Below are 25,266 nucleotides of genomic sequence, written 5' to 3'. Positions count from 1 at the left end.
ATATGAAGGCGTAGCCGGCGTGCAGGAAATTGATACCGTAATGTAGCTGGGCATGGCCCACCCTATGGGGCCTTTACAGCTGGCGGATTTTATAGGACTGGATGTATGTTTGTCTATTTTACAGGTGCTGCATGATGGTTTCGGCAATCCTAAATACGCCCCCTGCCCGCTGCTGGTGAATATGGTTACCGCCGGTTATTTAGGTGTAAAAAGCGGGGAAGGTTTTTATAAGTACACAGCTGGTAGTAAAGACCTGGTAGTGAGCGGGCGGTTTAAATAATTAAATAACCGTCATTGCGAAGCATAGCTTCGTCATTGCGAGGCGCAGTGTAAAGCTATTGTGCGTGGTGCGACGAAGCAATCCCCCGAATGAATGGCAGGGGATTGCTTCAGCATGCTCCGCGCAAACCCTCTCTATGCCTCGCAATGACGAAGTAGGCCTCGCAATAACGGCTGGCAACGCCGGATCACTCGCCTGCGCTGAAATTATACTCTCCTGAGCCTACCTCAAATACAGCATATCCTCCATCCATCTTTACAAACTTCACCCCATTATCACCGGATATAGCGGCATTGCCCTCTTTCACCTGCTGTTCCGATGCTGCCGGTACATATACAGCTGCCCGGGTATTAGCCGGCACAGTGATCTTCCAGTTAAAGGTTTTGCCTTCCTTTTCCCAGGCGCTGCGGATCCAGCCATGTACAGAGTGGTAACTGGCGCTTACCTTGTTCAGGCCTTTTACCGGCAGCGGCTTCATAACGATCTTCTTAAACCCGGGGGCTGAAGGATCAGGTTTGATGCCTGCCAGGTTTTCGTAATACCATACTACCAGGTCGCCCAGCAGCATTACGTGGTTACCTGAATTCATGGCCGGGTCTGCGGTGTTGCCGTTCCACAGCTCCCAGATAGTGGTGGCCCCATGTTCGGCCATATAACCCCAGCTGGGATAGGTGGTATTAGTGGCCAGCTGGTAAGCCAGGTCGCCACGCCCGTAATTGGTAAGCACCCGCATCAGCCATTCTGCGCCTACCAGGCCAGTGCTTATATGCCCATTGTAGTCCTTCAGGGTTTTATCCACTACATGGCGGAATACCGTATCCTGGCTGCCGGAAGGCGTAAGCCCGTAAGCCAGCGAAAAGATATTGGCAGTAGGCGTGTTGTTTGCATAATAACCTTCTTTTTTATTCAGGAACTTTTCGTTGAAAGCCAGCTTCACTTTTTCACCCAGCTCCTTAAATGCGCTTACATCGGCCGTATTACCGGTGATGGTTGCAAAGCGTTCCATCACTGTCAGCAGGTGATAATAGAAAGCAGTACCCAGGTAATCGCCGGCAGTTTTACGTGCAGGGTCTTTGGAGTGAATGAGCTCCGGCGACTCCGGAGGCATACACCAGTCGCCATAGGTATCTTTTGTGAGGATATAATCTTTCATGTATTTATCCTTCATGTAGTACATCCACTTTTTCATGGAAGGATAGTGCTTGCGCAGCGGCTGGTCATCCCCATACTGCTCATACAGCAGGTTGGCGATGATCAGGTAGGCCGCCGGCCAGGTCATGTTATCCGAATATATTTTCCAGTAAGTGGGCGCCACATCAGGCACACTGCCCTCCGGCTTTTGCGCATCTTCTATATCCTGCAGCCATTTGGCATACAGCATGTGGTTATCGAAAATAAAGCTCTCTCCCCTGGCGCCTACAGCCCGGTCGCCCAGCCATCCCATACGCTCATCACGCTGGGGGCAATCCGTAGGCATGCCGCGGTAGTTACCACGTATACCCCAATAGGCGTTCCTGTATATTTTGTTGATCACTTCATTGGAGGTTTCAAACTGTCCGGTAGTTTCCATTTCATCATACACCACCCTGCCTTCAATGGCCGACAGATCTGGCTTGCCGGGATACCCTGTTACTTCTACATAACGGAAACCATGATAGGTGAAACGGGGCTCCCATTCTTCTGTGCCTTCTCCTTTTAGTGTATAGATGTCCGTTACCTTTGCAGAGCGGAGGTTATCCATGTACAGGGTACTGTCATCTTTCAGGCGTTCTGCAAAACGCATGTTCACTTTGGCGCCTTTTTCTCCCTTTACTTTAAGATGCACCCAGCCTACAAAGTTCTGTCCCATATCGTAAATGAACATGCCGGGTTTGATCTCTTTCACACTCACTGCTTTCACGGTATCCATTACTTTGATATTATTGTTGGGCTGCGCCACCAGCAGGTTTGCAGGTTCCTGCACCAGCTGTACGGGCAGCCAGTTAGCGGCGTTATATCCCTGCTGGGCCCATCCTGTCAGCTCTTTGGTGGCATTGTACTCTTCACCGTCATACTCATTGTTAGCGATAATAGGCCCTGTGGCGGTTACTTTCCAGCTATCGTCTGTGATCACGCTGCCGGTGCTGCCATCGTCATATACGAGGTTCAGCTGGCAGATCATTTTAGGATAACCATAGTTTGTTATGTTGGGATCCCGCATATGAAAAAAGCGGCCGTTGCCAAGGATGGTGCCGATCACATTATTACCTTCTTTCAATTCAGCGGTTACATCAAAGGTGTTGTAAAATACGCGCTTATTATATTCGGTGGGGCCGGGCGCCAGCACCTGGTCTCCGATCTTTTTACCATTGATGTAAAGCTCATATAATCCCAGTCCGCTGATATAAGCGGTGGCGCGCTTTACCTTTTTGCCAACAGGAAATTCTTTCCTGAGATAACGTGCAGAAAGCCGGGTGATGGGGTCTTTAGGCTTTTCCCACGCGAAAGCGGAATCAAGCCCTATCCATTTTGCCTGCCAGTCCGCGGGCTGTAACAGTCCTGCACTCCAGCTGGCAGGCTTGCTCCAGCCGGATTCCTGACCGTCCTTTGTCCACACTTTCACTTTCCAGTAACATTGAGCGCCGCTGCTGAGCGGCTTCCCTGCATAGGCTACATTAATGGATTGATCAGAGCTGACCTTCTCTGAGTTCCAGAGGTCTGCTTCATCTTTGTTCAGTGCATCTTCGGAAGAGGCAACCATAAGCTGGTAGGCCGACTGTTCGATGCCTCTGCCGCTGCTTTCGATCTCCCAGCTTAACCTGGGATTGCTAAGGTCAATGCCTGACGGGTTTTCGCGGAATTCGCAGCGCAGGTGCGTCAGCGTAAGGTCCTTGCTGGTTTGTTTACAGGAGTAGCTCAATACTACCGGCAAGAGTAAAAGAAAGATCCGTTTTATCATGCTGTTGTATTTAAATAATAAATGCTATTGAGGGTTCTGTTCAAGGTTATCGAGATTCACATCTGTTTGCGGTAGAGGTAACAACAAACGGTTGTTGCTTACCTGGTAAGCGTTTGACGGAATGTAAGTATGCTGCTGTTTTTCCCGCACCCCATGTGCGTTCATAACTGTAACGGCATTGCCTGAACGTACCAGGTCGTACCAGCGGTGGTTCTCAAACGCCAGCTCTACCTGTCTTTCATGAAACAACGCATCTCTGAAAGCAGCCTGGCTATTCACATCCGCGGCTGTTTTGTTAGGCAGGCCTGCCCTTGTCCTCACCTGGTTCAGGAGGTCAAATGCTTCACCGTTGGCCACAAAGCCCTGTTCATTCAGGCATTCTGCGATCATCAGCAACACATCTGCATAACGCAGCACTGGAAAATTATCGTTGGTACGTCCTACTTCGGTAAAACCATGGTTATACTTTTTTACATAAGGGATGTTCACAAAAACGCCGTTGCTGGTATAACCTTCTGCAAGGGAAGCTGCTTTACGTTTATCTCCTGCTTCATAAGCGGCCATCAGATCCTGTGTAGGGATGTTCCAGCCGGAGCCGCTGCCGTTGATACCCGTTTTGGTATCGCCGGTTACTGCACTGCCGGATGTATAAGGGGCAAAGGTGTACATGAAGCTACTGAACAATCCTGTTTGTGAGCCCAGGTACTGGATCTCGAAAATGGATTCAGGGCCGTTCTTTTTATTCGGGTCAAATATATCTGCATAGTTAGGTACCAGCTGGTATCCCAGGGCAGTAACTTTGCGCAGCTCAGCTAAGGCTTCAGCGTATTTCTTTTGTGTCAGGTATACCTTGCCCAGCAGGGTGCTTGCTGTACCGGAGCTTGCCCTTCCTACATCAGCGCCGTTATATTTTGCAGGCAGCTTTGCAGCAGCAGCGGTAAGGTCAGCTATTATAACGGCATATACCTGCTCAACGCTTGCACGTCCTTTGGAAAGCGACGAATCGGGCGATTGCACAGCGCTCTGGCGTAAAGGCACACCACCGAACTGGCGCACCAGGTTGAAATAATGAAAGGCCCGCAGGAACTGCACCTCGCCGGTATACTGGTTGCGTGCGGCGTCTGACATGGTCACTTCATCTATATGCGCCAGCACATCGTTACAGCGGGAGATACCGATGTAGCTATCTTGCCAGAAGTTACGGATACATTCGGCGGTAGCACCTACCAGGAATTCATCTACAAACTCCCACTGCTCTCTTCCCCTGTCTGCGTTGTTGTACTGGAATGCGCTGTTATCCGATCTCATTTCGCCGAAGATCCAGTAGCTTTCGCGTCCCAGGTCCTGCAGTATGTTGTAGGCTGCATTCACCGCCTGTTTGATCTCGTCTTCGTTCTTGTAAAATACATTACTGTTGATAGTGGCTTCCGGGTTCAGGTCCAGGAAGTTTTTGCCGCAGCTGGTGGTCAGCAGCACTGCCATCAGCGGGATGAGTATATATTGAACGGATCTTTTTCCTTGCATAACGGATGATTTTACGGTTAAAAGGACAGGTTAAGGCCCAGTGTGAACGTACGTGCTATCGGGTAGTTGGTAAAATCCTCACCGGGTGTAAGCGCCGTGCTGGTGGCATTACCCGAAACGGTTTTACGGCTCACTTCCGGGTTGGCGCCACTATATCCTGTAAAGGTGTGCAGATTCTGTACGCCGGCATACAGCCTTGCGCCGCTGATGAACTTTGTATGTTCCAGCCATCTTCTGCTGAAGTTGTAGCCCAATGTAATGTTCTGGATACGCATGAAAGAGGAGCTTTCTATCCAGGAGGAATTCACATCGCGATAGATCACCCTTGCGCCATTGGTAGTTGGCGTAACACCGTCTCCAGGCTGCTCCGGCGAACGCCAGCGGTTCAGCACTTTACGGTCTACGTTAAAGATGCCGTCTATATTCAGCAGGTATTGATTGGCGGTTTTCATTACCTGTCCGCCCTGTGAGCCAACCAATACAATGCCCAGGTCAAAGCTTTTATAGCTGAAATTATTTGTGAGGCCCCAGATGAACTTCGGGTTAGGATCGCCGATGATGGCAAAGTCATTCACCGGTTCTATGATGCCGTTACCATCCACATCTTTATACCTGATAGAGCCTACTACAGAGGTAACATGCTTAGGCGAGCGGTTAAGATCGTCCTGATCTTTATAAACACCTTCTACCACATAACCGTAGAACAGGCCCACCGGTTTGCCTACTTCTGTAATATGCTGAAAAGAGCCTTCGCCACTGCGGCCGCTGTAAATAGGATCGTTCTTGGCATTTAATGCCAGTACCTTGTTACGGTTAAATGCGATGTTGGCGTTAGTGGTCCATTTCAAAGCACCATCCAGGTTATTGCTGTTGATGCCTATTTCAATGCCCTGGTTCTTTATTTTACCGGAGTTGATGATCACGTTCGTGTAACCGGATGACAGCGGGATCTCCGAATTGTATAACATGCCTTTGGTGATGCGCCGGTAATAATCAACCGTGAGGTTTATGCGGTTGCCGAACAGGCCTGCATCCAACCCTACATCCAGCTGGGAAGATTCTTCCCAGGTAAGGTCAAAATTGCTCAGGGAAGATGCGCTTCTGCCATTGGCGATCTGACCGCCGAAAGCATAGTTATAAGCGGCAATGTTAGACATGTAAGTGTAGTTGCCGATATTGTAGTTACCTGAAAGGCCATAACTGGCGCGCAGCTTCAGATCACTGAGCCAGGAAACGCGTTTCAGAAATTCTTCTTCTGAAGCGCGCCAGGCAATAGCGCCGGAGGGGAATGTACCATAACGGTTGTTGTAACCGAAACGGGAAGAGCCATCGGAACGTACGGTCACGGTGAACAGGTACTTATCCTTCAGCGAATAGTTGATCCTGCCCAGGTAAGAAAGCACGGCCCACTCCTGCACATCCTGCGAATAGGAAGGAATGGTAGCGGCAGCGCCAATAGGCTGGATCTTGTCATCCGGGTAATTGGAAGCGTCGATCTGCAGAAAATCCTGGCGCTCCTTCTGCGCAGTATAACCTAATACCACGTTCAGCGCATGATCTTTGCCAAAGGTTTTATCGTATGACAGCAACATTTCCGTGAGCCAGTTCATTGCATTGGCTTTTGACTGGGAAGAATTGGGAATGCTGGGCGGCGGGTTATTGACCCCGCCTAAAAAGGAGGGATTGAATACAAAAGTAGAGCCGTTACCGTAGTTAACATTAAAGCTTGCTTTTGCTTTCAGCCCATTAATGATCTCGTATTCCCCATAAATATTACCAAGGCCGTTAAAGCTCTTTACATTGGTTACGCCAAACTCCAGGGAATTCAGGGGGTTGGCAGCACTGAACATACCGGGAGAGCTGATGTAAGGTGTACGCTGCCCGGTATTATCATACACCGGGATCAATGGGCTGAGCCAGAGGCTTTGCGTGATCACATCTGTAAAGCTGTTCTCAAAATTATTCACCTGCTGCGTGCTGTAGGTAGGCGCCAGGTTAAGGCCTATCTTCACTTTACGGCCTATACGGCTTTCGATATTTGCCCGTACGCTGTAACGGTCATAACCGGTGTAACGCACTACGCCATCCTGCGTATAATAACCTGCTGAAAAATTATATTTCGTATTCTCTGTGCCACCGCTAACGCTAAGGGTGGTATTATGCTGCAGCGCTTTTTTCAGTACGGTATTGTACCAGTTGGTACCTGTGCCGTATTGTTCGGGATGACGATATTCTTCCGGTATATCCGCATCGGTAGCGGTTTGTCCGCGGGATGCAAAATCATCTATAATAATATCTTTCCTGAACTGGGCAAACTCACGTGCATTCAGCATTTGCGGCCGCCCCTTTTCAGGCACTTCCTGGAAGCCGGTATTGGTGTTAAGGCTTACACGCGGCACACCGCTTTTGCCATGTTTGGTAGTAACCACTACCACGCCGTTAGAGCCACGGGAGCCGTAGATGGCGGTGGAGGAAGCATCTTTCAGTACAGTGATGGATTCAATGTCATCGGGGTTGATGATATTCAGCGGGCTGGCCTGCTGGCCAAAACCGGATGACAAAGGAAAACCATCCACTACATAGAGAGGATCACTCCCTGCGCCAATAGAGCCGGAGCCCCGGATCCGCACGGCTGCGCCGCCGCCGGGCGTACCGGTTACACTGCTCACCTGCACGCCGGGCACCTGTCCGGTTAGTTTCTGATCCATACCTGCTACCGGCAGATCCTGCAGCTGTTTGCCGCTCACATTGGCCACTGCGCCGGTAAGATCTTTTTTCTGCTGGGTACCGTAACCGATCACCACTACTTCGTTTAGCCCTGCAGTAGAGGTAATAAGCCGTACATTGATAACCGGCTGGCTGCCTACCTGCACACGTTTTTCATCATAACCTATATAATGAAAAGAAAGCACATCGCCGGCAGCAGCGGTTATGCTGAACTGCCCGCTGGTATTGGTTTGCGTGCCTTGTGACTTACCGGCTATCTGCACGGTAACACCTGGTAAAGGGTTGCCGGAAGAATCGGTCACCTGTCCGCTGACGGTGCTCTTTTGCTGTGCTGCAGCAGACAGGCAGCAGAGCATCAGCACCAGGTAACACAGGAAAACAGGCCACCGTGCTGATTGTTTGTTGGTAATGCTGTTGTACATAACGGGAATGGGTTTAGCTGTTAGGAATGGATAAATGCAAAGAGATATCCCTGCCTTCCGGATTGATGGCGGAGGCAAAACATAAAGACGGTTTATAGTATGGTATTAGCTATCTGTGAAAGCTACCTGTATGCATGATAATAGTGGTGATACCTTTTCATAACCGAGGAATTTTTAAATGTTTTAGTTTAAATAATATGGCATGGCAGGAGAAGGCTCTCCTGAAATAGCTGAGTACAATTTGAAGATGAGGTTAAATTAGAATAAAAATTCAGGGCAACTGTCCTATACTATCTTAAGCGCGGGTGAATATTATTTTACTAAATTTAAATAGCGCAGGCAGCAAGCAGGGGATAATAGCCGCTCCATTATTTAAATACCTGAATCCACGCAATGAATAATAATTTCTTTAAGTATCTCAGTATCGGGCCAACAGAGGAAAGATGGGGAATGTATGTTACCACGACAGGCTATTCCAAAGTAGCCCCGCATGAACATTATCCCAACCAGGAGCATCCAAGCAGCCACCATCTTACCTGGAACAGGGGCCGGATCCTTAACGACTATTACATGATATTCATATCCCGGGGCCGGGGCGTTTTCTGCTCTGCGCTTACCCCGCCGGTAGAGGTGGAAGCCGGCACCTGCTTCTTTTTATTTCCCGGCGTATGGCACCGCTATAAGCCGGACGCAAAATCCGGCTGGGAAGAGCATTGGGTTGGTTTCCACGGGTATTACGTAAAGCAGCTTATGGACAAGAATTTCTTCAATCCCACAAACCCATGCGTTCACATTGGCATGAATAAGGATCTGCTGATATTGTTCAACCAGATCACGGATAGTGTAAAAGCATCCTTTATCGGGTATGCGCAGCAGATTGCAGGCGTTACCCTGCAAATGCTGGGCATTGCCCATACAGCTGCCGTGAACAAACAGCAGGATATTAACCCGGTGGGAAAGCTGATATCCAAGGCAAAATTCCTGCTGCAGGAATCCTATGAGCAGTCTGTTGACCTGCAGGAGCTGGCCAGCCAGCTGCCAATGGGCTACTCTGCATTCAGAAAAAATTTTAAGCTGATCACAGGTGTTTCCCCGCATCAATACCATCTTGAGCTGCGCCTGAACAGGGCTAAACATTTACTGGAGTCCACCGTGCTTAATATAAATGAAATTGCAGATCAAACCGGATTTGAATCCATTTATTATTTCTCCAAGCTCTTTAAAAGAAAAACCGGCCTGTCACCTAATGAATACCGGAAAAAATTTCTTCAGTCACCGCAATAATACTTCGGCGGTCAGCAACAGAACAACCCTGCATAAATATCCCTGCCGCGCTGTACAGGCGCCGGTCAGGGGCGGTCAAAAAACAGCCCGGCAAGGGCGGCATTTTTACCCCTTACCTGGTTTATCCTTATACGTACCGGGCGGTCTACCGTAAAGCGCAGGTACTTTCCTTTTTCATAATGGTCTATAAGCTGTACCGGCGCCAGTATTGCCAACGTATCCAGGTCAAATATTTCCACAGCAGATCTGCGCTGCTGCGCATCCGGGTCCAGGAAATACAGAGAGATACATACCGGATGTTTTTCTTTAAGCGGCAGGTCTATGGTAAAGGTTTGCTGCGTGGGAAGGGGATCGCGGGTAATAATAGCGCTGGCTGTTCTGCCATTGCCGGCAGGGTTTTGCAGCGCCCGCGGATCGGTGGCAGCGGTTTGCCAGCGGATAAACCCTGCTTTATTGATTGTAATGCTGCCGATATAGGAAGGCAAATGGCTTTCATCTACCCGGGCTCCCTCTTCAAAAAATGTAAAACCATCCTTTCCGTATTTTCCCCTCCAGCTGCCGGAAGTAACGCTGTCCTGTATAAAGGTGTGCTGGCTGCAGCTAAGCGGCGGCTCCTGCAAGGTGCTGCTGTTAAGCATTCCCCGGTATTGAATGCGTATAACATAATGGCCCGGCTGCAGGTTGCTTATATACACATAATTGCTATCCTCAACGGCTGTATTGTACAAACGGTTGTTAATACGCAGCTGCTTAATTTTTCTGCCGCCTTTGGGAAGCCCCACCTTCACGGCCTGCGTTCCGGGTGGAACCGTTAGCTCGCATTGGCCGGATCTCAGATCAAAAGAGGCCGCTATATTCCCGGAAGGCGCAGGCACCACGCCTTTTACATACGTAAGTCCGTTTTGCAGGTAAGGCTTAACAACAAACTGTTTAAAACCCGGCGCTGCAGACCGTATTCCCAGTATATTTTCGGAAAGCCAGCAGGTTACACCGGCGCCCCAGGGATGCGCCAGGCTCGTATAGCCGCATTGGTTATTTGGCGGTGCATCGTTCGGTTTTAAAATGGCGTTCCAGGATGGCCGGTACACTTCAAAAAAAGAGGTGCCGCCATAGTGCAGCTGTCCGCCCCAGCAATCACGGATAGTGGTAAGCGCCTGGGGGATAAAGCTGCTGCGCGCCATTGCCCGGATAATAAAATACTGGTTAAAAGGCGAATAAGATAGCCGGTTAAGCCGGTCCTTAAAACATGCTGCGGCCTGCTGTAACACACCCGGGTTTGTTAACCCTGCATTCAGGGCTTCCGCAATTGCATGCACGCCGTAGCGCTCAAATGAAGCGCTGCCCTGGCTAAACCCTGCTGTTTTTTCAGCGGCATAACGGCTGAATAATAAAGCAGCTGCGGTGTCGCCCGCGGCAAGCATAGCGGCGCTGAAATCTTTCCAGGCATGAATGCAAAGCATCTTATAGGCATCCTGGCACTCCTGCAGCTGCGGGTGCTCAAAACCGGCGCCCAGCCTTTCATCCCAGCCCATAAAACCTAAAGATGGTATGCTGTCGTACTCCCGGTAAGCAAGCTTTAGCCGTCTGGCCGCCACCGGCAACAGCGACTGCAGGAAGGCGGTATCGCCGGTGTAATTAAAATAGTCTGCCAGGCTAAGCACCCAATACAGTGAATAAGCAGGTATGCCGTTATCCTTACCGGCAGTGCGCCTGATATTTTCCTTAACGGCATTATAGTTGGCAAAAGCCACCAGCGATGCTGCCTGCGCGGGATAGGCATCGCCGGTCCAGGAATGGCGGTCGCTGCGCTCCATTAATATAGCGCCAAAATAATCCTGCATCAGGTTCAGCTTTACGGTATAGGCGCCGGTGTACCATATCCTGTTCAATACTGTATCACTGCAGGAAAAGCTGCCCGCATAGTTCACCGGCTTTACCTGGCATACCAGCCGTACTTCTTTTATAGTAAAAGGGGCGGGCGCCTTATTGATATGGATCCAGCCAAACCTTACGCCTTCATACAACGCATCATTCAGCTCCAGCCGGTAAGTATTTCCATGCTTTACCGGTACGGCTGTTTTTACCGGGTGCGCTGCGCCGGCATTCACAATAGCAGGTTCATTGTATTCACTGATGCTCATGGTTATTTCAGTGCCGGCAGGTATATTGTCTGCATCAAATTCCAGCCAGGCCGCGCTTTCCACGCCAAAATCAAACATCAGCGTTCCGGGCGCTTTCACATTAAAAGTGTTGTGGTGCTGTACAAAAGAGGCGGCAGGAAATGCATTTGCTTTAAGCGGATAAAGCGTGTACACCTGCAGTGGATCGGTATAATGCGGGTTTGCCCAGCGGTAGCGGATCAGCGGGTCCGGCGAAGCGGGTACAGGCGGGGCATTAAGCTGCCCGCCATGCAGCGGCCTGTAAGGCGCTGCGGATTGTGCAAGAACAGCGTTGCCGGTAATCGCCTGCAGAAAGAACAGTATTAACGGCCATTTCATAACGTATAAGAATGGTTTGTGTAAAACACTCCATTTACGGGTTGATGTGCGCAGCATACCTTCAAAATTAATGACTGCATTTATAAAGGCTTTTTCCAAAACCTGCTAATTTTTATCTTTTTTGTCCTTTCAGCGCGTGCTTACCATACCCTTTACCAGCAAACGTTCCAGGCAGCGGAACAAAAAAGAAAATATATCAGAAAGCACAAAAGAAGTAATGTTTTGGATAGCTATCCCCGCAGCGGTTTCTGATAATTTTGACCTGTAAACATTACACAACCAAAATCACCCGTTATGAAAGAAATGGTCAATCTATGGCGGCCAAAACAATGGCTGCTCTTATTTATTTCATTGTCGGTAAGCAGCTTCTGTTTTGCGCAGCAGCAGGTAACGGTCAAAGGCACTGTTGTTTCCGATGCAGGTGAACCGCTTGCAGGCGTTACCGTTATTGCGCAAGGTTTGTCCGGCGGCACTACTACAGATGCTGCAGGCAAATTTTCGATCAGGGTCCAGGATGGCGCCACCCTTGTTTTTTCATTTATAGGGTATGAGAAAAGCACCTTTGTAGCCGGCAAAGACGGGTTAACGGCCAACATACGCCTGCTGCCCGGCCGCGCAACATTAAATGATGTTGTAGTGGTAAGCTATGGCACGCAAAGAAAGCGCGATATTACCGGCTCCATCAGCCAGCTAAAAGGGGCAGAGGTAAAAGATATGCCCGTAGCCAATGCAGGCCAGAAACTACAGGGCAAATTTGCAGGGGTGCAGATCAATCAAAACACCGGGCAGCCGGGAGCCAACCTCTCCTTTCGTATCAGGGGCGCAGCATCTATCAACGCAGGTAATAACCCGCTGATCGTTATTGACGGGTTTCCAAGCGAGAGCGGCCTTGAAACCGTCAGCCCTAACGACATAGAAAGCATTAGCGTATTAAAAGATGCATCTGCCGCGGCCCTCTACGGTTCAAGGGCCGCCAACGGCGTAATACTGGTAACCACCAAACAGGCCAAAGCCGGGCAGCAAAATGTAACCTTCAGCGTGTACACCGGCCTGCAAACCGTTTCAAAAAGAGGCCGCCCTGATCTTATGAATGCCAGGGAATTTTCCGGGTTTAAGAAAGAGTATTATGAAGATGCCGCCCGCTATGAAGGTTATACCGGCGGTGTACCTGCTGCCTACCAACACCCGGAGCAGATTGATCCCAATGGTGGTACCGACTGGTTCCAGGTATTGCTGCGGGATGCGCCCACGCAGGATTATAACCTGTCCCTTACAACCGGTACCGGCAAGCTTAAATCTGCCGTAAACCTGGATTACAACCGGCAGGACGGTGTTATGATCAATCAGTGGGCGGAAAGGTTCACCGGCAGGGCCAATAACATTTATAATGTTTCAGACCGGCTTACATTCGGATTTAACCTGGGCGTAACCTACCGCAACCAGAATATTACCCCGGGCCTGGGAGAAGGCCGCAATATTATACAGTGGGCTTACCTGATGGATCCTACTGTTCATTATCAGAATGCGGACGGCACCTACCCTATCGGCTTTTCACAGCCCGGTATGTTCTCTATGCCCAACTATTACCAGGTTTTACGCCTGAGCGTGAACCGTACCAAAAACCTTACACTGCTTTCAAACGCTTATGCAAGCTATGAATTGGCAGATGGCTTAAAGTATAAGATAAGTGCTAACATTAATACAGATAATTCCATTTACCGTTCTTTTGCCCCCTCTACTGTAAGGGGCGGTGCGCAGCCTGCTTCTTCAGCTGACGCCAATTACAATACTAACAGCTTCCTTTCCTGGCTGCTGGAGCATACGCTTACCTATACCAAAACATTTAATGCCAAACACAACCTGGATGCTTTTGTAGGATACAGTGCTCAGAAATCCGATTTTGAGAACAGCAGCATTAACGGCACCCAGTTCCCGGACGATAATATAGAATGGCTGAATGTGGCCGCCAGCCGCATAGGTAATGTGGGCGCCAGCGATTATTCCCTGGTATCGCTGATAGGCCGGGTAAATTATAACTATGCTGAAAAGTACCTGCTGTCCCTGGCATTCAGAAGGGACGGTTCTTCCAAATTCGGCTCCAACACCAAGTACGGCAACTTCCCTTCCGTTTCCGCCGGCTGGGTGCTTTCTGAAGAGAGCTTTATGAAAGGGCTTAAGCAGCTCAGTTACCTGAAAATAAGGGGCAGCTGGGGAAAGGTAGGTAATAACAATATCGGCACCTACACCTACCTGGCAGGCATTAACCAGAACAATTACGCATTCAATAACCAGCTGGCGGCCGGCAGCCGCCCGGATGGCATTGGTAACCCAAACCTTACCTGGGAAGCCACTACCGGCTATGATCTGGGCGCCGACATAGGCCTTTTCGACAACCGGCTTTCTTTAACCTACGATTATTACCACAAAAAAACAGACGGGCTGTTATATGCAATAGACATACCGGTACAATCCGGTTTTAGCAGCGTAACATCCAATGTGGGCAGGTTTGATTTCTGGGGCCATGAGATCACCGTTGAAAGCAGGAACCTCGTAGGAAAGTTAAAATGGACCACCTCCCTGAACATTTCCTTTGACCGTAATATTGTAAAACAACTGGGCACCAGCAATGCACCTATAGGCGGCTACCAGGAATACTGGGATGATAACAGGACCGCAGTGGGGCACCCCATAGGTTTGTTTTACGGTTATGTAAATACCGGCGTGTACATGACGCAGGAGGAGTTTGAAACGCAGCCGCATGGCGCCACCTCTATGGTAGGCACGGCAAGGTTTGCCGACATAAGCGGCTCCGAAGGAAAGCCGGACGGAAAAATAGATATTAACGACCGCACATGGATAGGCAACCCCAATCCTGATTTTATATACGGCATCACCAACCAGCTTAGCTACGGGAACTTTGATTTTTCGATGGTGCTGGCCGGCTCTGTCGGTAATGATATTGCGGATGATGCTTTCCAGTCAACCGAAAACCTGGACGGTGTATTCAACGTAAGAAAAGGGGTAGCGCGCCGCTGGCGTTCGGAAGATGATCCCGGCGATGGCATTTACCCGAGAACCCGCTCCGGCACTACGGCCGATTTCCGCAACTTCACTACGCGCCAGGTATTCAGCGGCACTTACCTGATGGCCAAGAACATTACACTGGGCTACACTTTTACGCCCAAAAAACAATCGCTTATCAAAAGCGCAAGGGCTTACCTCACCACGCAGAATGCCTTTACGTTCACCAAATATCCCGGCATGAACCCGGAGGTTAGCTTTCAGGGCCTTAATGGGATTAACCAGGGGCGCGACTTTACCGCCTTTCCCATTGCAAAAGTGTATGCCATTGGCTTAAATGTAAATTTTTAAAAGGAACGTTATGAAAAATAAACTAAGCTATAACCTGCGTTACGGCCTTTGGGCTTTACTGGCAGGCGTTCTGCTGGCCTCCTGCGGAAAAGATTTCCTGAACGTGTATCCGGAAACCTCTTTAAGCTCCGCCGGCTTTTACCAGACCCAGGCACAGCTTGAGCAAGCGCTGGTAGCGGCTTATGCGCCCCTGCGCAGCATTGTGAATACCGGTGTGTATATGGATGAGATGCGGTCTGATAATACTTTCTTTACGCGGTACAGCGCTAACCGCGGCTTTGAGCCCAGCAGGGAATCCCTGCCGGAGATCCTTGACGACGCTAATTCCAGCGCAGTGGTGAACTCACCAGGCAACCGTTATGGAGATGATTATTCCGGCATTGCCATGATAAACATCATCCTTTCCCGGCTTGAAAAAATAGCGCTTCCGGCAGGCGCAAAAGACTCCATTGCCGGAGAAGCGCTTTTCCTGCGCGCATTCTATTATTTTGATCTTGTGCAGCACTACGGCGGGGTACCGCTTCACCTGGAAGAAATTACCGCACCTGACCAGTCCTTTAAACCCAGGAACACCGTTAACGAAGTATATGCACAGATCATCAGCGATCTGGGGGAAGCTATTCCCAAGCTGCAGGCAGCGGCCAGCTTTCCGCAAAGCGGCAGGGCTACCAAAGGCGCTGCTAAAATGCTGCTGGCATATGTTTATATGTCTGCGCCGGATAAAAACTATGCTGCCGCAGAAACGGAGCTGCTGGATATAACACACATGAACTATACGCTGCTGCCTGGCTACGCAGCGGTATTTGACCCTGCCAACAAGAACAACAGCGAATCTATTTTTGAAGTACAGTATCTCTCAGATCTTGTAAGCGGCCAGCAAAGCGGCTTTGCCTGGGCATTTGCGCCCAAAACCACCAATCCCGATTTCCTGATGGGATATAAAGGCAGCTCTATGAACATTTTCAGCGGATGGAATGTGCCCACCCAGGAAATGGTAAGCTCCTATGAAGCTGGCGACCTACGCCTGGATGCCTCCGTAGCAGTGGTGGAGGGCACCATCAGCGGCGTGGAAGATTTTACCGCCACTGCTGTTAAAAGCGCGGCAGGCTACACGCCGCAGCCGGGAAAAAGCTTCTTTTACATGATAAAGAAATATTATCACCCGCCTTATATAGCGGAGTTCAATACGCCTGAAAACTGGCCCGTGTACCGCTATTCCGGCGCATTATTACTGCTGGCCGAATGCCTGGTAAGGGAAAATAAGGCCCAGGAAGCCCTGCCCTATCTGAACCGCGTTAGAACAAGAGCCGGCCTGCCCGCGCTTGCCACTGCCACGCTTGATAATATAGCCGATGAAATGCGGCATGAGCTGGCTTTTGAGAACCACCGCTGGACAGATCTTATACGGCTGGGCAAGGCAATACCGGTTATTAAAGCAAAAGGCGACCGGTTAAAAACCATCTATCCCTGGCTTTTACCCAATTCTTTTAACATAACGGAAAACCGGCTTATATACCCGATCCCTTTCCGGGAAATACAGATCAATCCGCAGCTGACACAAAACCCTGGTTACTAAACTGGCCGGGTAAACGTTAAGCGGTGTAAGAACAGTGAACCAGGAACAAATTTCTTAACCGTTAAAACATATGTATGCATACAGCCCTCTCAAAAGAACAAATAGACGCTTACCGCCGCGATGGTTTCCTGGTAGTAGAAAATTTCCTGTCGCCGGAGGAGCTTGACCACTGGAGAACAGCCGTAACCGAAGCAGTAGCAGAACGTAAGGGCCGGAAAATGCCGGATAGGGAAACCAAAACAGGTGAAGAGGATGGGATTAACAAGGAAAGTGACTATTTCGGCAAAGTGTTTGACCAGCTGCTGAATCTCTGGCAAACCAATGATAAGGTTAAAAAGATCATGCTGGATGAAAAGCTGGGCGGGATGGTGGCCACCTTATCCGGCTGGGAGGCTACCCGTATCTGGCATGACCAGGCCCTGATAAAAAGGCCCTGGGCCAACCCAACCTCCTGGCACCTGGATACGCCTTTCTGGTCTTTCAGCGACCGCCGCGCGTTATCCATCTGGGTAGCGCTGGATGATGCAACGCTTGAGAATGGCTGTCTTTATTTTATTCCTGGCTCTTATCACAGCACCGGGTTTGAGAACCCGGGCATCGGGAAAAATATGGATGCTGTTTTTGAATTTTACCCGGCTTTCCTGCAGGCCCGGTCTGTTGCGGCGCCTATGAAAGCCGGCAGCTGCTCGTTCCACAACGGGCTGACCATACATGGTGCAGGCGCCAATATGACCGGCGGTTTCCGGCGTGCAATGACCTGCGCCTATATGCCGGACGGCGCTGTTTTTAACGGCATCCAGAATATACTAACAGATGAGCAGGTGAGCCACTTAAAGCCGGGGGATCTTTTAAATAACGATGAGCAGAATCCGCTGATCTTCAGGAGAGGCGGATAAGGGGATATTGTAACGGTCATTTACCGGCCTTGCTTTCCCTTATCTCCAAACCGTAGATCTCTTTCAGCCGCAGCAGGCACAGCTCCTTATTGGCCAGGGGCACGCCTATTTCCATTGCGCAAAACAGCTGCAGCTCTTGTGAAAGGATGCTGCAGTTGTTTTGTTTTACTGTGTTGATCACTTCATTTAAGATGGTGTAGTCGAAGCTAAGCTGGAACTTTCGCTCCACATTTTTTTGCACGGCGGGTATCAGCTGTAATACCAGTGCAGTAGCCATTTTGTAGGCATTGATCAAACCGGGTGCGCCCAGTAAGGTGCCGCCGAAGTAACGCACTACGATCACGATGGTATCCGTAAGCTGTTTGCTGTCTATTTGTCCCAGTATGGGTTTGCCGGCTGTGCCGGAAGGTTCGCCATCATCGCTGGCGCGGAACTGCAAACCATCTGTACCCAGGCGGTAAGCAAAACAGTGGTGGGTGGCTTTGGGGTGTTCTTTTTTAACAACCAGCAGGCATTCTTTTACATCATCTGTATTTTTTACCGGGAAAGCGTATGCAATAAATTTACTGCCTCTGTCCTTATATTCTGCGGTGGCTGTTTTCTCAATCGTAAAATAAACTTCCATTTCTTTAGTGGGAGCCGGCTGCTTACTGCCAACTATTCTGTGTTTCTATAATATGTTATGTTATCCCCTTGCAGGGTTGTTTGTTCCATTAATAATGCACGGGGCAGTACCGGTGCCTTTACGCCATCGGGCAGCATGGTGCTGCCGTTAATTACCCGGGCTTCGTCCCACAGGCCGGCTTCTATAAAACGCTGTAATAAATAGGCGCCGCCTTCTACCAGCACACTGTTAATATTCCTTTTGTACAGGTGTTCCAGCACCTGCGGTAACAGTGGTTGCCGGAAATCTACCTGCACGGTTTCCGTAAGGCCATTTGTACCGGATGCTTTTTCTGTAAAGATCCAGGTAGCTATGCTGCCATCCCACAGGTGATAATGCTGCGGTGTTTTCAGCTCCCGGTCTATTACTGCGCGTACCGGGCTTTTGCCGGTCCACAGGCGGTTGTTGAGGCGGGGATCATCCGTAAGGGCGGTATTGGTGCCTACCAGTATGGCCATTTCCTCGTTCCGCCAGCGGTGTACCAGCCGGTCGCTGTATTCATTGGAAATGCGTACCGGCTCCCCGCTTAGCGTGGCCATAAAACCAGCCGGGCATTGCGCCCATTTGAGCACAATATAAGGCCGTTTCTTTTCATGATAGGTGAAGAAACGTTTGTTCAGCTCCCGGCAGGCCCTTTCCAGCACGCCAACAGTTACCTGTATGCCTGCCTGCTGCAGCTTTTCAATGCCTTTGCCGCTTACCTGTGAAAAGGTATCAGTACAGCCGATCACCACCCTGGGAATTCCTTCTTTCACGATCCTGTCGGCACAGGGCGGCGTTTTACCATGATGCGCGCAGGGCTCCAGCGTTACATACATGGTGGATTGGGGGATCAGGTATTTATCCGCTTCCGGCACCCGCTCAATACAATCCACCTCTGCATGCGCCTGGCCATATACCCGGTGATAGCCTTCACTGATAATACGGCCCTGGAACACCAGCAGCGCTCCTACCATGGGGTTAGGCGCTACCCGGCCGGCGCCCAGCTGGGCCAGCTGCAGGCAGCGTTGCATAAAAAGTTCGTCGTGCATAGGGTTCATGCGCTGAACGTTGGTTATGTTTGCAAAAGTATTATTTTCAGACCATTTGCATGAACATACAAGCGGCATTTACCTATATCGTCAATACCATCGCCCCCATTTATGAGCCCAGGGAAGCGGCCAACATAGCCCATATAGTGGTGGAACATATTACCGGCCTCAATAAGCTGGACCGTATTGTGTACAAAGACCGGAACCTGGACCCAGGCCAGCAAAACCGGCTGGAAGCGGCGGTGGCTGCGCTGCTGCAGCACCAGCCCGTACAATATGTAACCGGTACGGCCTGGTTTTATGGCATGGAGCTGCTGGTGAACCGCAATGTGCTGATACCCCGCCCGGAAACGGAGGAGCTGGTAGAATGGATAATGGAGGATGTGCAGATGGGCAAATATGCAAATATGCAGATGCTGGATATTGGCACCGGAAGCGGATGTATTCCCCTGGCTTTAAAACAGGCACTGCCGGCAGCCACCGTGTGGGGCATTGATGTGAGCGACGGCGCTTTAACCATTGCAAGGGCTAATGCCGCCAAACAACAGCTGGATGTACATTTTACACAGATAAATGTTTTAGATGAAGCAGCTACGGCCGCTTTACCCATATTTAATATTATTGTCAGCAACCCCCCATACATTAAGCAGAGCGAACGTTTGGACATGCAGCAGCAGGTGCTGGATTATGAGCCTTCCCTGGCGTTGTTTGTACCGGATGAAGATGCCTTATTGTTTTACCGCCGTATTGTACAACTGGCTGGCAGCAATCTTTCCAAAGGAGGCGCTTTATACTTTGAGATCAATGAAGCATTAGGGCCGGAAGTAGTAAGCTTAATGGAAAAGGAAGGGTTTGCCAATGTACAGCTGCGGCAGGATATTTTCGGAAAAGACCGCATGGTAAAGGGGGAAAACCTGCGCGATGTGTAGTACTTTTTCCTAAGCAGTGAGGCCTTGTTACCACAGTATTTTACGGCTGTTTTTGCTGTTAGGAGGGAAAACTTTAATTACTCATATTGGCATGATAATGGTGCATACTCAATCAAACGGACATTGATTTCCTAATTCACATTATCCGTTTCCCTAAAAAGAAACAGTGATAAAAAACGAAAGGAATAAATGCTCTGAAAAGGAACGGTGATATCCTAATTAACCTTATCTTCTTTCCTTGTAAAAGGGAGATGATAAAAAACAAAAGGAATAAGCGTTCCGACCCTAAGAGGTCGATGAGAAAGTTAAAAAAATGAAGGCGATGAAGTTTGCAAAAATTGTAGTTTCACCTCCATCATTAAACTGATCATCGATCTCTTTTTTTATGCCTATTCTTTCCGGTTTGGATTTGCAGTAGCCAGTACTACCTTAGCCCCAATTTCCCGCGCTACTTCCATTACTTTTACAATATCTTCTACAGGCACAGATCTTTCCGCATTTATTACAATAGTGGGATCTACATTTTCGCGGGCAATGGCCGGCACCAGCATTTGCTTCAGGCTTTCAAAAGGTATTTTATTGGTGCCAATGTAAAACTCTCTTTTATCGTTAATGCTTACCACTACTGTTTGTTTAGCCTTGGTGTTACTCTTGGCTTTGGGCAGGGTAAGTTTAATAACATTGGGATTAGCCAGGGTAGATACGATCAGGAAGAACAGCAGCAGAATGAACAAAATATCGTTCAAGGCCGAATTATGCAGCTCTACCTGCCGTTTTCCTCTTCTATCTCGTAAATTCATGAGTATGATTTTAGATCTTAGATCCTAAATTTTAGATCTACAATCGTAAATTATCTTGTTGGTTCCTGTAAGATATCAATAAACTCTGCTGATGAAGCTTCCATCTTATTGATCACTTTATCTATCTGCGCATTCAGGAAGCTGTAACAGATGTATGCTACGATACCGATTATTAACCCGGTAGCAGAGGTGATCATTTTCACATAGATACCGCCGGCAATGGTGCCCAGGGTAATATCAGAGGTAATAGAGATGTTGAAGAAGGTCTGGATCATACCGGCAATGGTGCCCAGGAACCCGAACATGGGTGCTATACCGGATATAATGGCCAGTATCACCAGGTTCTTTTCCATTTTATAGATCTCCAGCTTACCCACATTCTCCATTGATTTTTCAATGCTCTCAATGGGCTTGCCTATACGTTGTATGCCTTTATCTATCATACGGGCAATAGGGCTGGCCGTATTTTTTGAGATAGAACGTGCTGCCTGCATGTTGCCGCTGGTAATGTGGTCGCGGATCATGGGCATAAAATTGTTTTCCAGTTTACCTGCCTTGGAGATGGTGATATACCTTTCTACAAACACAAATACCGCTATAAGGGATAAGATGCCCAGCGGGATCATTAACACACCTCCTTTCATCAACAGGTCCAGCAAACGTATCTGCTGATCGGCCGTGGCTGCGGCATTGGCAGCTGTCGCCACCGTATCAGCCTTGGGGGTCAGTAAAGAATCCTGCAATAATGTAACAAGTCCTAATAGCATGTACTAATTTTTAAACCTTGCAAAAGTATTAAATTAAGATACAATAAGTTAACGGAAACGAACAAAAAATAGTATGTAGAGCGTGGGCGAAGGATAGCTATTAGCTTTTAGCTTTTAGCTCTTAGCCGTTAGTAGTGCGTAATGATTGTCTGCTACCAACAGCTAACAGCTAATAGCCAATGGCTAACTGCTAGCTTCCCAAACCTGCGCAAGGTACACAATGGTTTCCACGGCCTTTTGCATATCCTGTATACTTACATATTCTTGTTTGCTGTGCAGGGCCATTTCGCCGGTAAAAATGTTGGGGCAGGGCAATCCCATAAAAGAAAGGCGGGAACCATCCGTACCACCGCGTATGATCATCTTTAAAGGCTCCACACCTGCGCGGCGCATAGCATCGGCAGCATATTCGCATACCTGCGGGTGCTGGTCCAGCACCTCCTTCATGTTACGGTATTGTTCTGTTACCTGGAAGGTGGCGGTAGCCTGCGGGTAACGTATTAACACATTATCCATAATACTGCGCAGAAAAGCTTCATGGCTGGCCAGTTCCGCGGTTACAAAATCGCGGATAATGAAGTCTATCTCTGCCTTTTCCACCACGCCCTGTATGCGTACGGGATGAATAAAGCCCTGCCGGTTCTCCGTAGTCTCCGGCGACAGGCCATTGGGGGGTAAGGCGGCCACTATTTCACTGGCTACCTTAATGGCGCTCACCAGCTTATCCTTAGCTGTACCGGGATGTATGCCTACGCCATGTATGGTGATCTTCACGGCATCGGCAGAAAAAGTTTCATCTTCCAGGGAGCCCCGCTCTCCCCCATCCAGCGTATAACCGTATTGTGCATTCAGCTTTTGCATATCCAGCTTTTCCACGCCACGGCCGGTTTCCTCATCGGGCGTGAACAGGATGCGGATAACGCCATGTTTTATTTCCGGGTGCTGTAATAAGAAGTGTGCGGCGTCCATAATGGCCGCTACACCGGCTTTATCATCTGCACCTAATAAAGTGGCGCCGCTGGCGGTAATAATATCCTCTCCCTTTTTTAATTGCAGGTAGGGATGTTCAGCGGGGCGTATCACCTGCAGCGGATCATCCGGCAGTATAATATCACCGCCGTCATATTTTTGGTGGATGATAGGTTTAACGTTGGTACCACTGCAATCGCTGGAAGTATCCATGTGTGAGCAAAAGCAGATCACCGGCACCTCTTTATCCGTATTAGCGGGAATAGTAGCGTAGATGTAACCATGTTCATCCAGCTCCGCATCCGTAACGCCCATGGACAAAAGCTCCTGCAACAGCAGGCGGCCCAGGTCTTTTTGTTTGGCGGTGGAGGGAAAGGTAGTGCTTAACGGATCGGATTGCGTATCTATCTGCACATAACGCAAAAAACGTTCTGTAACGGTGTACTTGTAATTCGTAAACATCCTACAAACGTAAGATTTTCTTTTTAGCAACGCTTACCAGTTATAAAATAGAATAATAATCCTTAAAACATCATTATACTAATACCAAAAAACCAAATTTTAAATACTTTACTATTTAGATGTACTATATATCTAGGTTTGTGTAGAAAATTGGCATGTATTAATGAAAGGTGTTTATATTTGCGTTGGTTCTTTACAACACTCAATACTGTTTGCGGTTCTCTTCACCAGCAGGTGCAGGGGATTAAAAAGGAACCGTGTGCAATTCACGGGCTGACGCGCAACTGTAAGTAACCTTTAAGGTGATGACCCATAGCGGTCCATTGCGCCGGCACTATGCCGGTGTGAGAAGGACGGTCTTCATTGTTACAAGCCAGGATACTTGCCGTAAACAATTTGATGTATGCTTTCGCGGATAAAGCAGTACAATTTTAGATTTGAGGTTTTAGATTTAGATTTGGTTCAACGGGATCAGTTGTACTGCTTCTATCCAATCGTAAATCGTAAATCTAAAATCGTAAATTCTCTTTCTCTTCCCGCACGCATACCGCTGTAAGTACCCTATTCTTTTACCATTTAAATTATTGAAAGTATGCAGACCAATGTACTTGGCTATCCGCGTATTGGTAGCCAGCGGGAATTGAAAAAGGCATGCGAAGCCTATTGGGCGGGCAAAATGTCTTTAGAGAAATTACAGCTTACTGCACGGCAGCTCCGCCGGCAGAATTGGGAAACCCTGCAGCAGGCAGGCATTGACCTGATCCCCTCCAACGATTTTTCCCTGTATGACCAGGTGCTGGATATGTGCCTGATGACCGGCGTAATACCGGCGCGTTTTCAGCTGCTGATGTCAAGCCTGGCCAGCGCCGGCAGCCCGGAGCTGTATTTTGCCATGGCAAGGGGTTACCAGAAGAACGGCCTGGATATTACCGCTATGGAAATGACCAAGTGGTCTGATACCAACTATCATTACCTGGTGCCGGAGTTTGATGCCAGCCAGCAGTTCCGCGTGCTCTCCACCAAATGTGTAGATGAATTTAAAGAAGCCAGATCACTGGGCATTCATACTAAACCAGTGCTGTTAGGGCCTGTTAGTTTTTTGCTGTTAGGTAAAATTAAAGATGAGAACCTGCACGCCGCAGCGCTGCTGGAACAGCTGCTGCCGGTATACATACAGCTGTTACAACAGCTGCAGCAGGCCGGTGCTACCTGGGTACAGATAGATGAACCCTGCCTGGTGCTGGACCTTAGCCCGGAACAAAAGAGCTTTTACCAATATGCCTATACGAAAATAAAGGCAGCCGCACCTTCTCTGCAAATACTGCTGGCCACCTACTTTGGCAGCCTGCAGGAGAATACTGCACTGGCGCTGGAGCTGCCGGTACAGGCCCTGCACATTGACCTGGTGCGTGCACCGGAGCAGCTGGATGCTGTGCTGAAAAATTTCCCGGCAGATAAACAGCTTTCCCTGGGTGTGGTGAATGGCCGTAACATCTGGAAGAATGATTATACACAATCCCTGCAGCTGGTAAGCAAGGCAGCCGGCGCCATTGGCGTGCAGCGATTGCTGCTGGCCACTTCCTGCTCCCTGCTACATACCCCGTATGATCTGGAGCTGGAAAAAGACGAGCAGGTCCTGACTCCGCAGATCAAAGGCTGGATGGCCTTTGCCCGCCAGAAGGTGCAGGAGCTTACGGAGCTGAAGGCCATACTGGATGGCAACGAAGCCCTGCTGGAAGCCAACCGTAAAAGCCTGCACGAAAAAAGTATTGCCTCCATTGTGCATAAACCCGCTGTAAAAGCCAGGGTGGCCGCGCTTACAGTTGCAGATGCCACCCGCTTACAGCCTTTCCCGGTAAGACAAAAGGTGCAGGAAAAAATATTACAGCTGCCACTGTTCCCTACCACTACCATCGGCTCTTTCCCGCAAACGGAGGAGATCCGCAAGCTGCGCGCCGACCTCAAGAAAGGCAACATTACCACTGTGCAATATGATACGGCTATACGAAAAGCCATTGCAGACGCCGTACAGTGGCAGGAGGGCCTGCGCCTTGATGTGCTGGTACATGGCGAGTTTGAGCGGAATGACATGGTGGGAAATTTTGGCGAGCAGCTGGGAGGGTTTGT

General features: G+C 49.3%; 16 protein-coding genes, 1 pseudogene and 1 riboswitch. Of the genes and pseudogenes, 8 read left to right on the top strand and 9 right to left on the bottom strand.

Annotated elements, in window-relative coordinates:
• Positions 1-280 (top strand): annotated as a pseudogene (locus KVT36_RS30315) (3-hydroxyacyl-CoA dehydrogenase family protein); the annotation flags it as partial.
• Positions 281-467: 187 nt separating this feature from the next.
• On the opposite strand, the gene KVT36_RS30310 reads toward KVT36_RS30315, so the two are convergent.
• The 3 genes from KVT36_RS30310 to KVT36_RS30300 are packed head-to-tail and all read right to left on the bottom strand — an operon-like array spanning position 468 to position 7,891.
• Entirely contained in the window at positions 468-3,218 is a 2,751-nt protein-coding gene (locus KVT36_RS30310; protein ID WP_217607174.1) for a glycoside hydrolase family 78 protein, read from the bottom strand.
• 24 nt (positions 3,219-3,242) lie between these two features.
• Entirely contained in the window at positions 3,243-4,742 is a 1,500-nt protein-coding gene (locus KVT36_RS30305; protein ID WP_217607173.1) for a RagB/SusD family nutrient uptake outer membrane protein, read from the bottom strand.
• Positions 4,743-4,759: 17 nt separating this feature from the next.
• Complete coding sequence (locus tag KVT36_RS30300) at positions 4,760-7,891, bottom strand: TonB-dependent receptor (protein WP_217607172.1); 3,132 nt, start codon at positions 7,889-7,891, stop codon at positions 4,760-4,762.
• A 393-nt stretch (positions 7,892-8,284) separates the two neighbouring features.
• On the opposite strand from KVT36_RS30300, the gene KVT36_RS30295 reads away from it, so the two are divergent.
• Positions 8,285-9,175 (top strand): AraC family transcriptional regulator, encoded by an 891-nt coding sequence (locus KVT36_RS30295; protein ID WP_217607171.1) that lies wholly within the window; start codon positions 8,285-8,287, stop codon positions 9,173-9,175.
• 65 nt (positions 9,176-9,240) lie between these two features.
• Here the strand turns inward: KVT36_RS30295 and KVT36_RS30290 are convergent, their stop codons facing one another.
• Positions 9,241-11,673 (bottom strand): alpha-L-rhamnosidase C-terminal domain-containing protein, encoded by a 2,433-nt coding sequence (locus KVT36_RS30290; protein ID WP_217607170.1) that lies wholly within the window; start codon positions 11,671-11,673, stop codon positions 9,241-9,243.
• Between the two features lie 121 nt (positions 11,674-11,794).
• Here KVT36_RS30290 and KVT36_RS30285 point away from each other — a divergent pair, with 121 nt between their 5' ends.
• The 4 genes from KVT36_RS30285 to KVT36_RS30270 all read left to right on the top strand — a co-directional run bounded on the left by KVT36_RS30285 (position 11,795) and on the right by KVT36_RS30270 (position 17,517).
• Entirely contained in the window at positions 11,795-11,941 is a 147-nt protein-coding gene (locus KVT36_RS30285; RefSeq protein ID WP_217607169.1) for a hypothetical protein, read from the top strand.
• Between the two features lie 26 nt (positions 11,942-11,967).
• Positions 11,968-15,045, top strand: coding sequence for a TonB-dependent receptor (locus KVT36_RS30280; protein ID WP_217607168.1), 3,078 nt, complete (start codon positions 11,968-11,970; stop codon positions 15,043-15,045).
• 10 nt (positions 15,046-15,055) lie between these two features.
• On the top strand, positions 15,056-16,621 hold the full coding sequence (locus KVT36_RS30275) for a RagB/SusD family nutrient uptake outer membrane protein (RefSeq protein WP_217607167.1): 1,566 nt from the start codon (positions 15,056-15,058) through the stop codon (positions 16,619-16,621).
• A gap of 74 nt (positions 16,622-16,695) precedes the next feature.
• Positions 16,696-17,517 (top strand): phytanoyl-CoA dioxygenase family protein, encoded by an 822-nt coding sequence (locus KVT36_RS30270; protein ID WP_217607166.1) that lies wholly within the window; start codon positions 16,696-16,698, stop codon positions 17,515-17,517.
• A 16-nt stretch (positions 17,518-17,533) separates the two neighbouring features.
• Here the strand turns inward: KVT36_RS30270 and KVT36_RS30265 are convergent, their stop codons facing one another.
• Together KVT36_RS30265 and ribD are read right to left on the bottom strand one after the other, a co-directional pair.
• Positions 17,534-18,142: a YigZ family protein gene (locus tag KVT36_RS30265; protein ID WP_217607165.1), complete on the bottom strand. Its 609-nt coding sequence runs from the start codon at positions 18,140-18,142 to the stop codon at positions 17,534-17,536.
• Between the two features lie 32 nt (positions 18,143-18,174).
• Entirely contained in the window at positions 18,175-19,212 is a 1,038-nt protein-coding gene (gene ribD, locus KVT36_RS30260) for a bifunctional diaminohydroxyphosphoribosylaminopyrimidine deaminase/5-amino-6-(5-phosphoribosylamino)uracil reductase RibD (protein ID WP_254640266.1), read from the bottom strand.
• A gap of 59 nt (positions 19,213-19,271) precedes the next feature.
• Here ribD and prmC point away from each other — a divergent pair, with 59 nt between their 5' ends.
• Positions 19,272-20,141 (top strand): peptide chain release factor N(5)-glutamine methyltransferase, encoded by an 870-nt coding sequence (gene prmC / locus KVT36_RS30255; RefSeq protein WP_217607163.1) that lies wholly within the window; start codon positions 19,272-19,274, stop codon positions 20,139-20,141.
• A 389-nt stretch (positions 20,142-20,530) separates the two neighbouring features.
• Here the strand turns inward: prmC and KVT36_RS30250 are convergent, their stop codons facing one another.
• From KVT36_RS30250 to pepT, 3 genes are all read right to left on the bottom strand, one after another.
• On the bottom strand, positions 20,531-20,941 hold the full coding sequence (locus KVT36_RS30250; protein WP_089920947.1) for a biopolymer transporter ExbD: 411 nt from the start codon (positions 20,939-20,941) through the stop codon (positions 20,531-20,533).
• Between the two features lie 50 nt (positions 20,942-20,991).
• Positions 20,992-21,708, bottom strand: a complete 717-nt coding sequence (locus KVT36_RS30245) for a MotA/TolQ/ExbB proton channel family protein (RefSeq protein WP_217607162.1) — start codon at positions 21,706-21,708, stop codon at positions 20,992-20,994.
• 183 nt (positions 21,709-21,891) lie between these two features.
• Positions 21,892-23,139 (bottom strand): peptidase T, encoded by a 1,248-nt coding sequence (pepT, locus tag KVT36_RS30240; RefSeq protein ID WP_217607161.1) that lies wholly within the window; start codon positions 23,137-23,139, stop codon positions 21,892-21,894.
• 198 nt (positions 23,140-23,337) lie between these two features.
• A riboswitch (cobalamin riboswitch) is annotated at positions 23,338-23,544 on the top strand.
• Positions 23,545-23,731: 187 nt separating this feature from the next.
• Between pepT and metE the strand changes: the two genes are divergently transcribed.
• A partial coding sequence (gene metE, locus KVT36_RS30235) for a 5-methyltetrahydropteroyltriglutamate--homocysteine S-methyltransferase (protein WP_254640268.1) occupies positions 23,732-25,266 on the top strand: 1,535 nt, incomplete at its 3' end.

Origin of the sequence: Chitinophaga sp. GbtcB8, assembly GCF_019091455.1 — a bacterium.
GTDB lineage: Bacteria > Bacteroidota > Bacteroidia > Chitinophagales > Chitinophagaceae > Chitinophaga.
Note: the sequence above shows the minus strand (reverse complement) of the source record. Positions and strands in the feature narration are given on the sequence as shown.

Coding starts and splice junctions, on each gene's coding strand:
- prmC (WP_217607163.1), top strand. CDS start 19,272: ATGAACATACAAGCGGCATTTACCTATATCGTCAATACCATCGCCCCC.
- KVT36_RS30275 (WP_217607167.1), top strand. CDS start 15,056: ATGAAAAATAAACTAAGCTATAACCTGCGTTACGGCCTTTGGGCTTTA.
- KVT36_RS30305 (WP_217607173.1), bottom strand. CDS start 4,742: ATGCAAGGAAAAAGATCCGTTCAATATATACTCATCCCGCTGATGGCA.
- KVT36_RS30310 (WP_217607174.1), bottom strand. CDS start 3,218: ATGATAAAACGGATCTTTCTTTTACTCTTGCCGGTAGTATTGAGCTAC.
- KVT36_RS30295 (WP_217607171.1), top strand. CDS start 8,285: ATGAATAATAATTTCTTTAAGTATCTCAGTATCGGGCCAACAGAGGAA.
- KVT36_RS30290 (WP_217607170.1), bottom strand. CDS start 11,673: ATGAAATGGCCGTTAATACTGTTCTTTCTGCAGGCGATTACCGGCAAC.
- pepT (WP_217607161.1), bottom strand. CDS start 23,139: ATGTTTACGAATTACAAGTACACCGTTACAGAACGTTTTTTGCGTTAT.
- KVT36_RS30270 (WP_217607166.1), top strand. CDS start 16,696: ATGCATACAGCCCTCTCAAAAGAACAAATAGACGCTTACCGCCGCGAT.
- KVT36_RS30265 (WP_217607165.1), bottom strand. CDS start 18,142: ATGGAAGTTTATTTTACGATTGAGAAAACAGCCACCGCAGAATATAAG.
- KVT36_RS30300 (WP_217607172.1), bottom strand. CDS start 7,891: ATGTACAACAGCATTACCAACAAACAATCAGCACGGTGGCCTGTTTTC.
- ribD (WP_254640266.1), bottom strand. CDS start 19,212: ATGCACGACGAACTTTTTATGCAACGCTGCCTGCAGCTGGCCCAGCTG.
- KVT36_RS30245 (WP_217607162.1), bottom strand. CDS start 21,708: ATGCTATTAGGACTTGTTACATTATTGCAGGATTCTTTACTGACCCCC.
- KVT36_RS30280 (WP_217607168.1), top strand. CDS start 11,968: ATGAAAGAAATGGTCAATCTATGGCGGCCAAAACAATGGCTGCTCTTA.
- KVT36_RS30250 (WP_089920947.1), bottom strand. CDS start 20,941: ATGAATTTACGAGATAGAAGAGGAAAACGGCAGGTAGAGCTGCATAAT.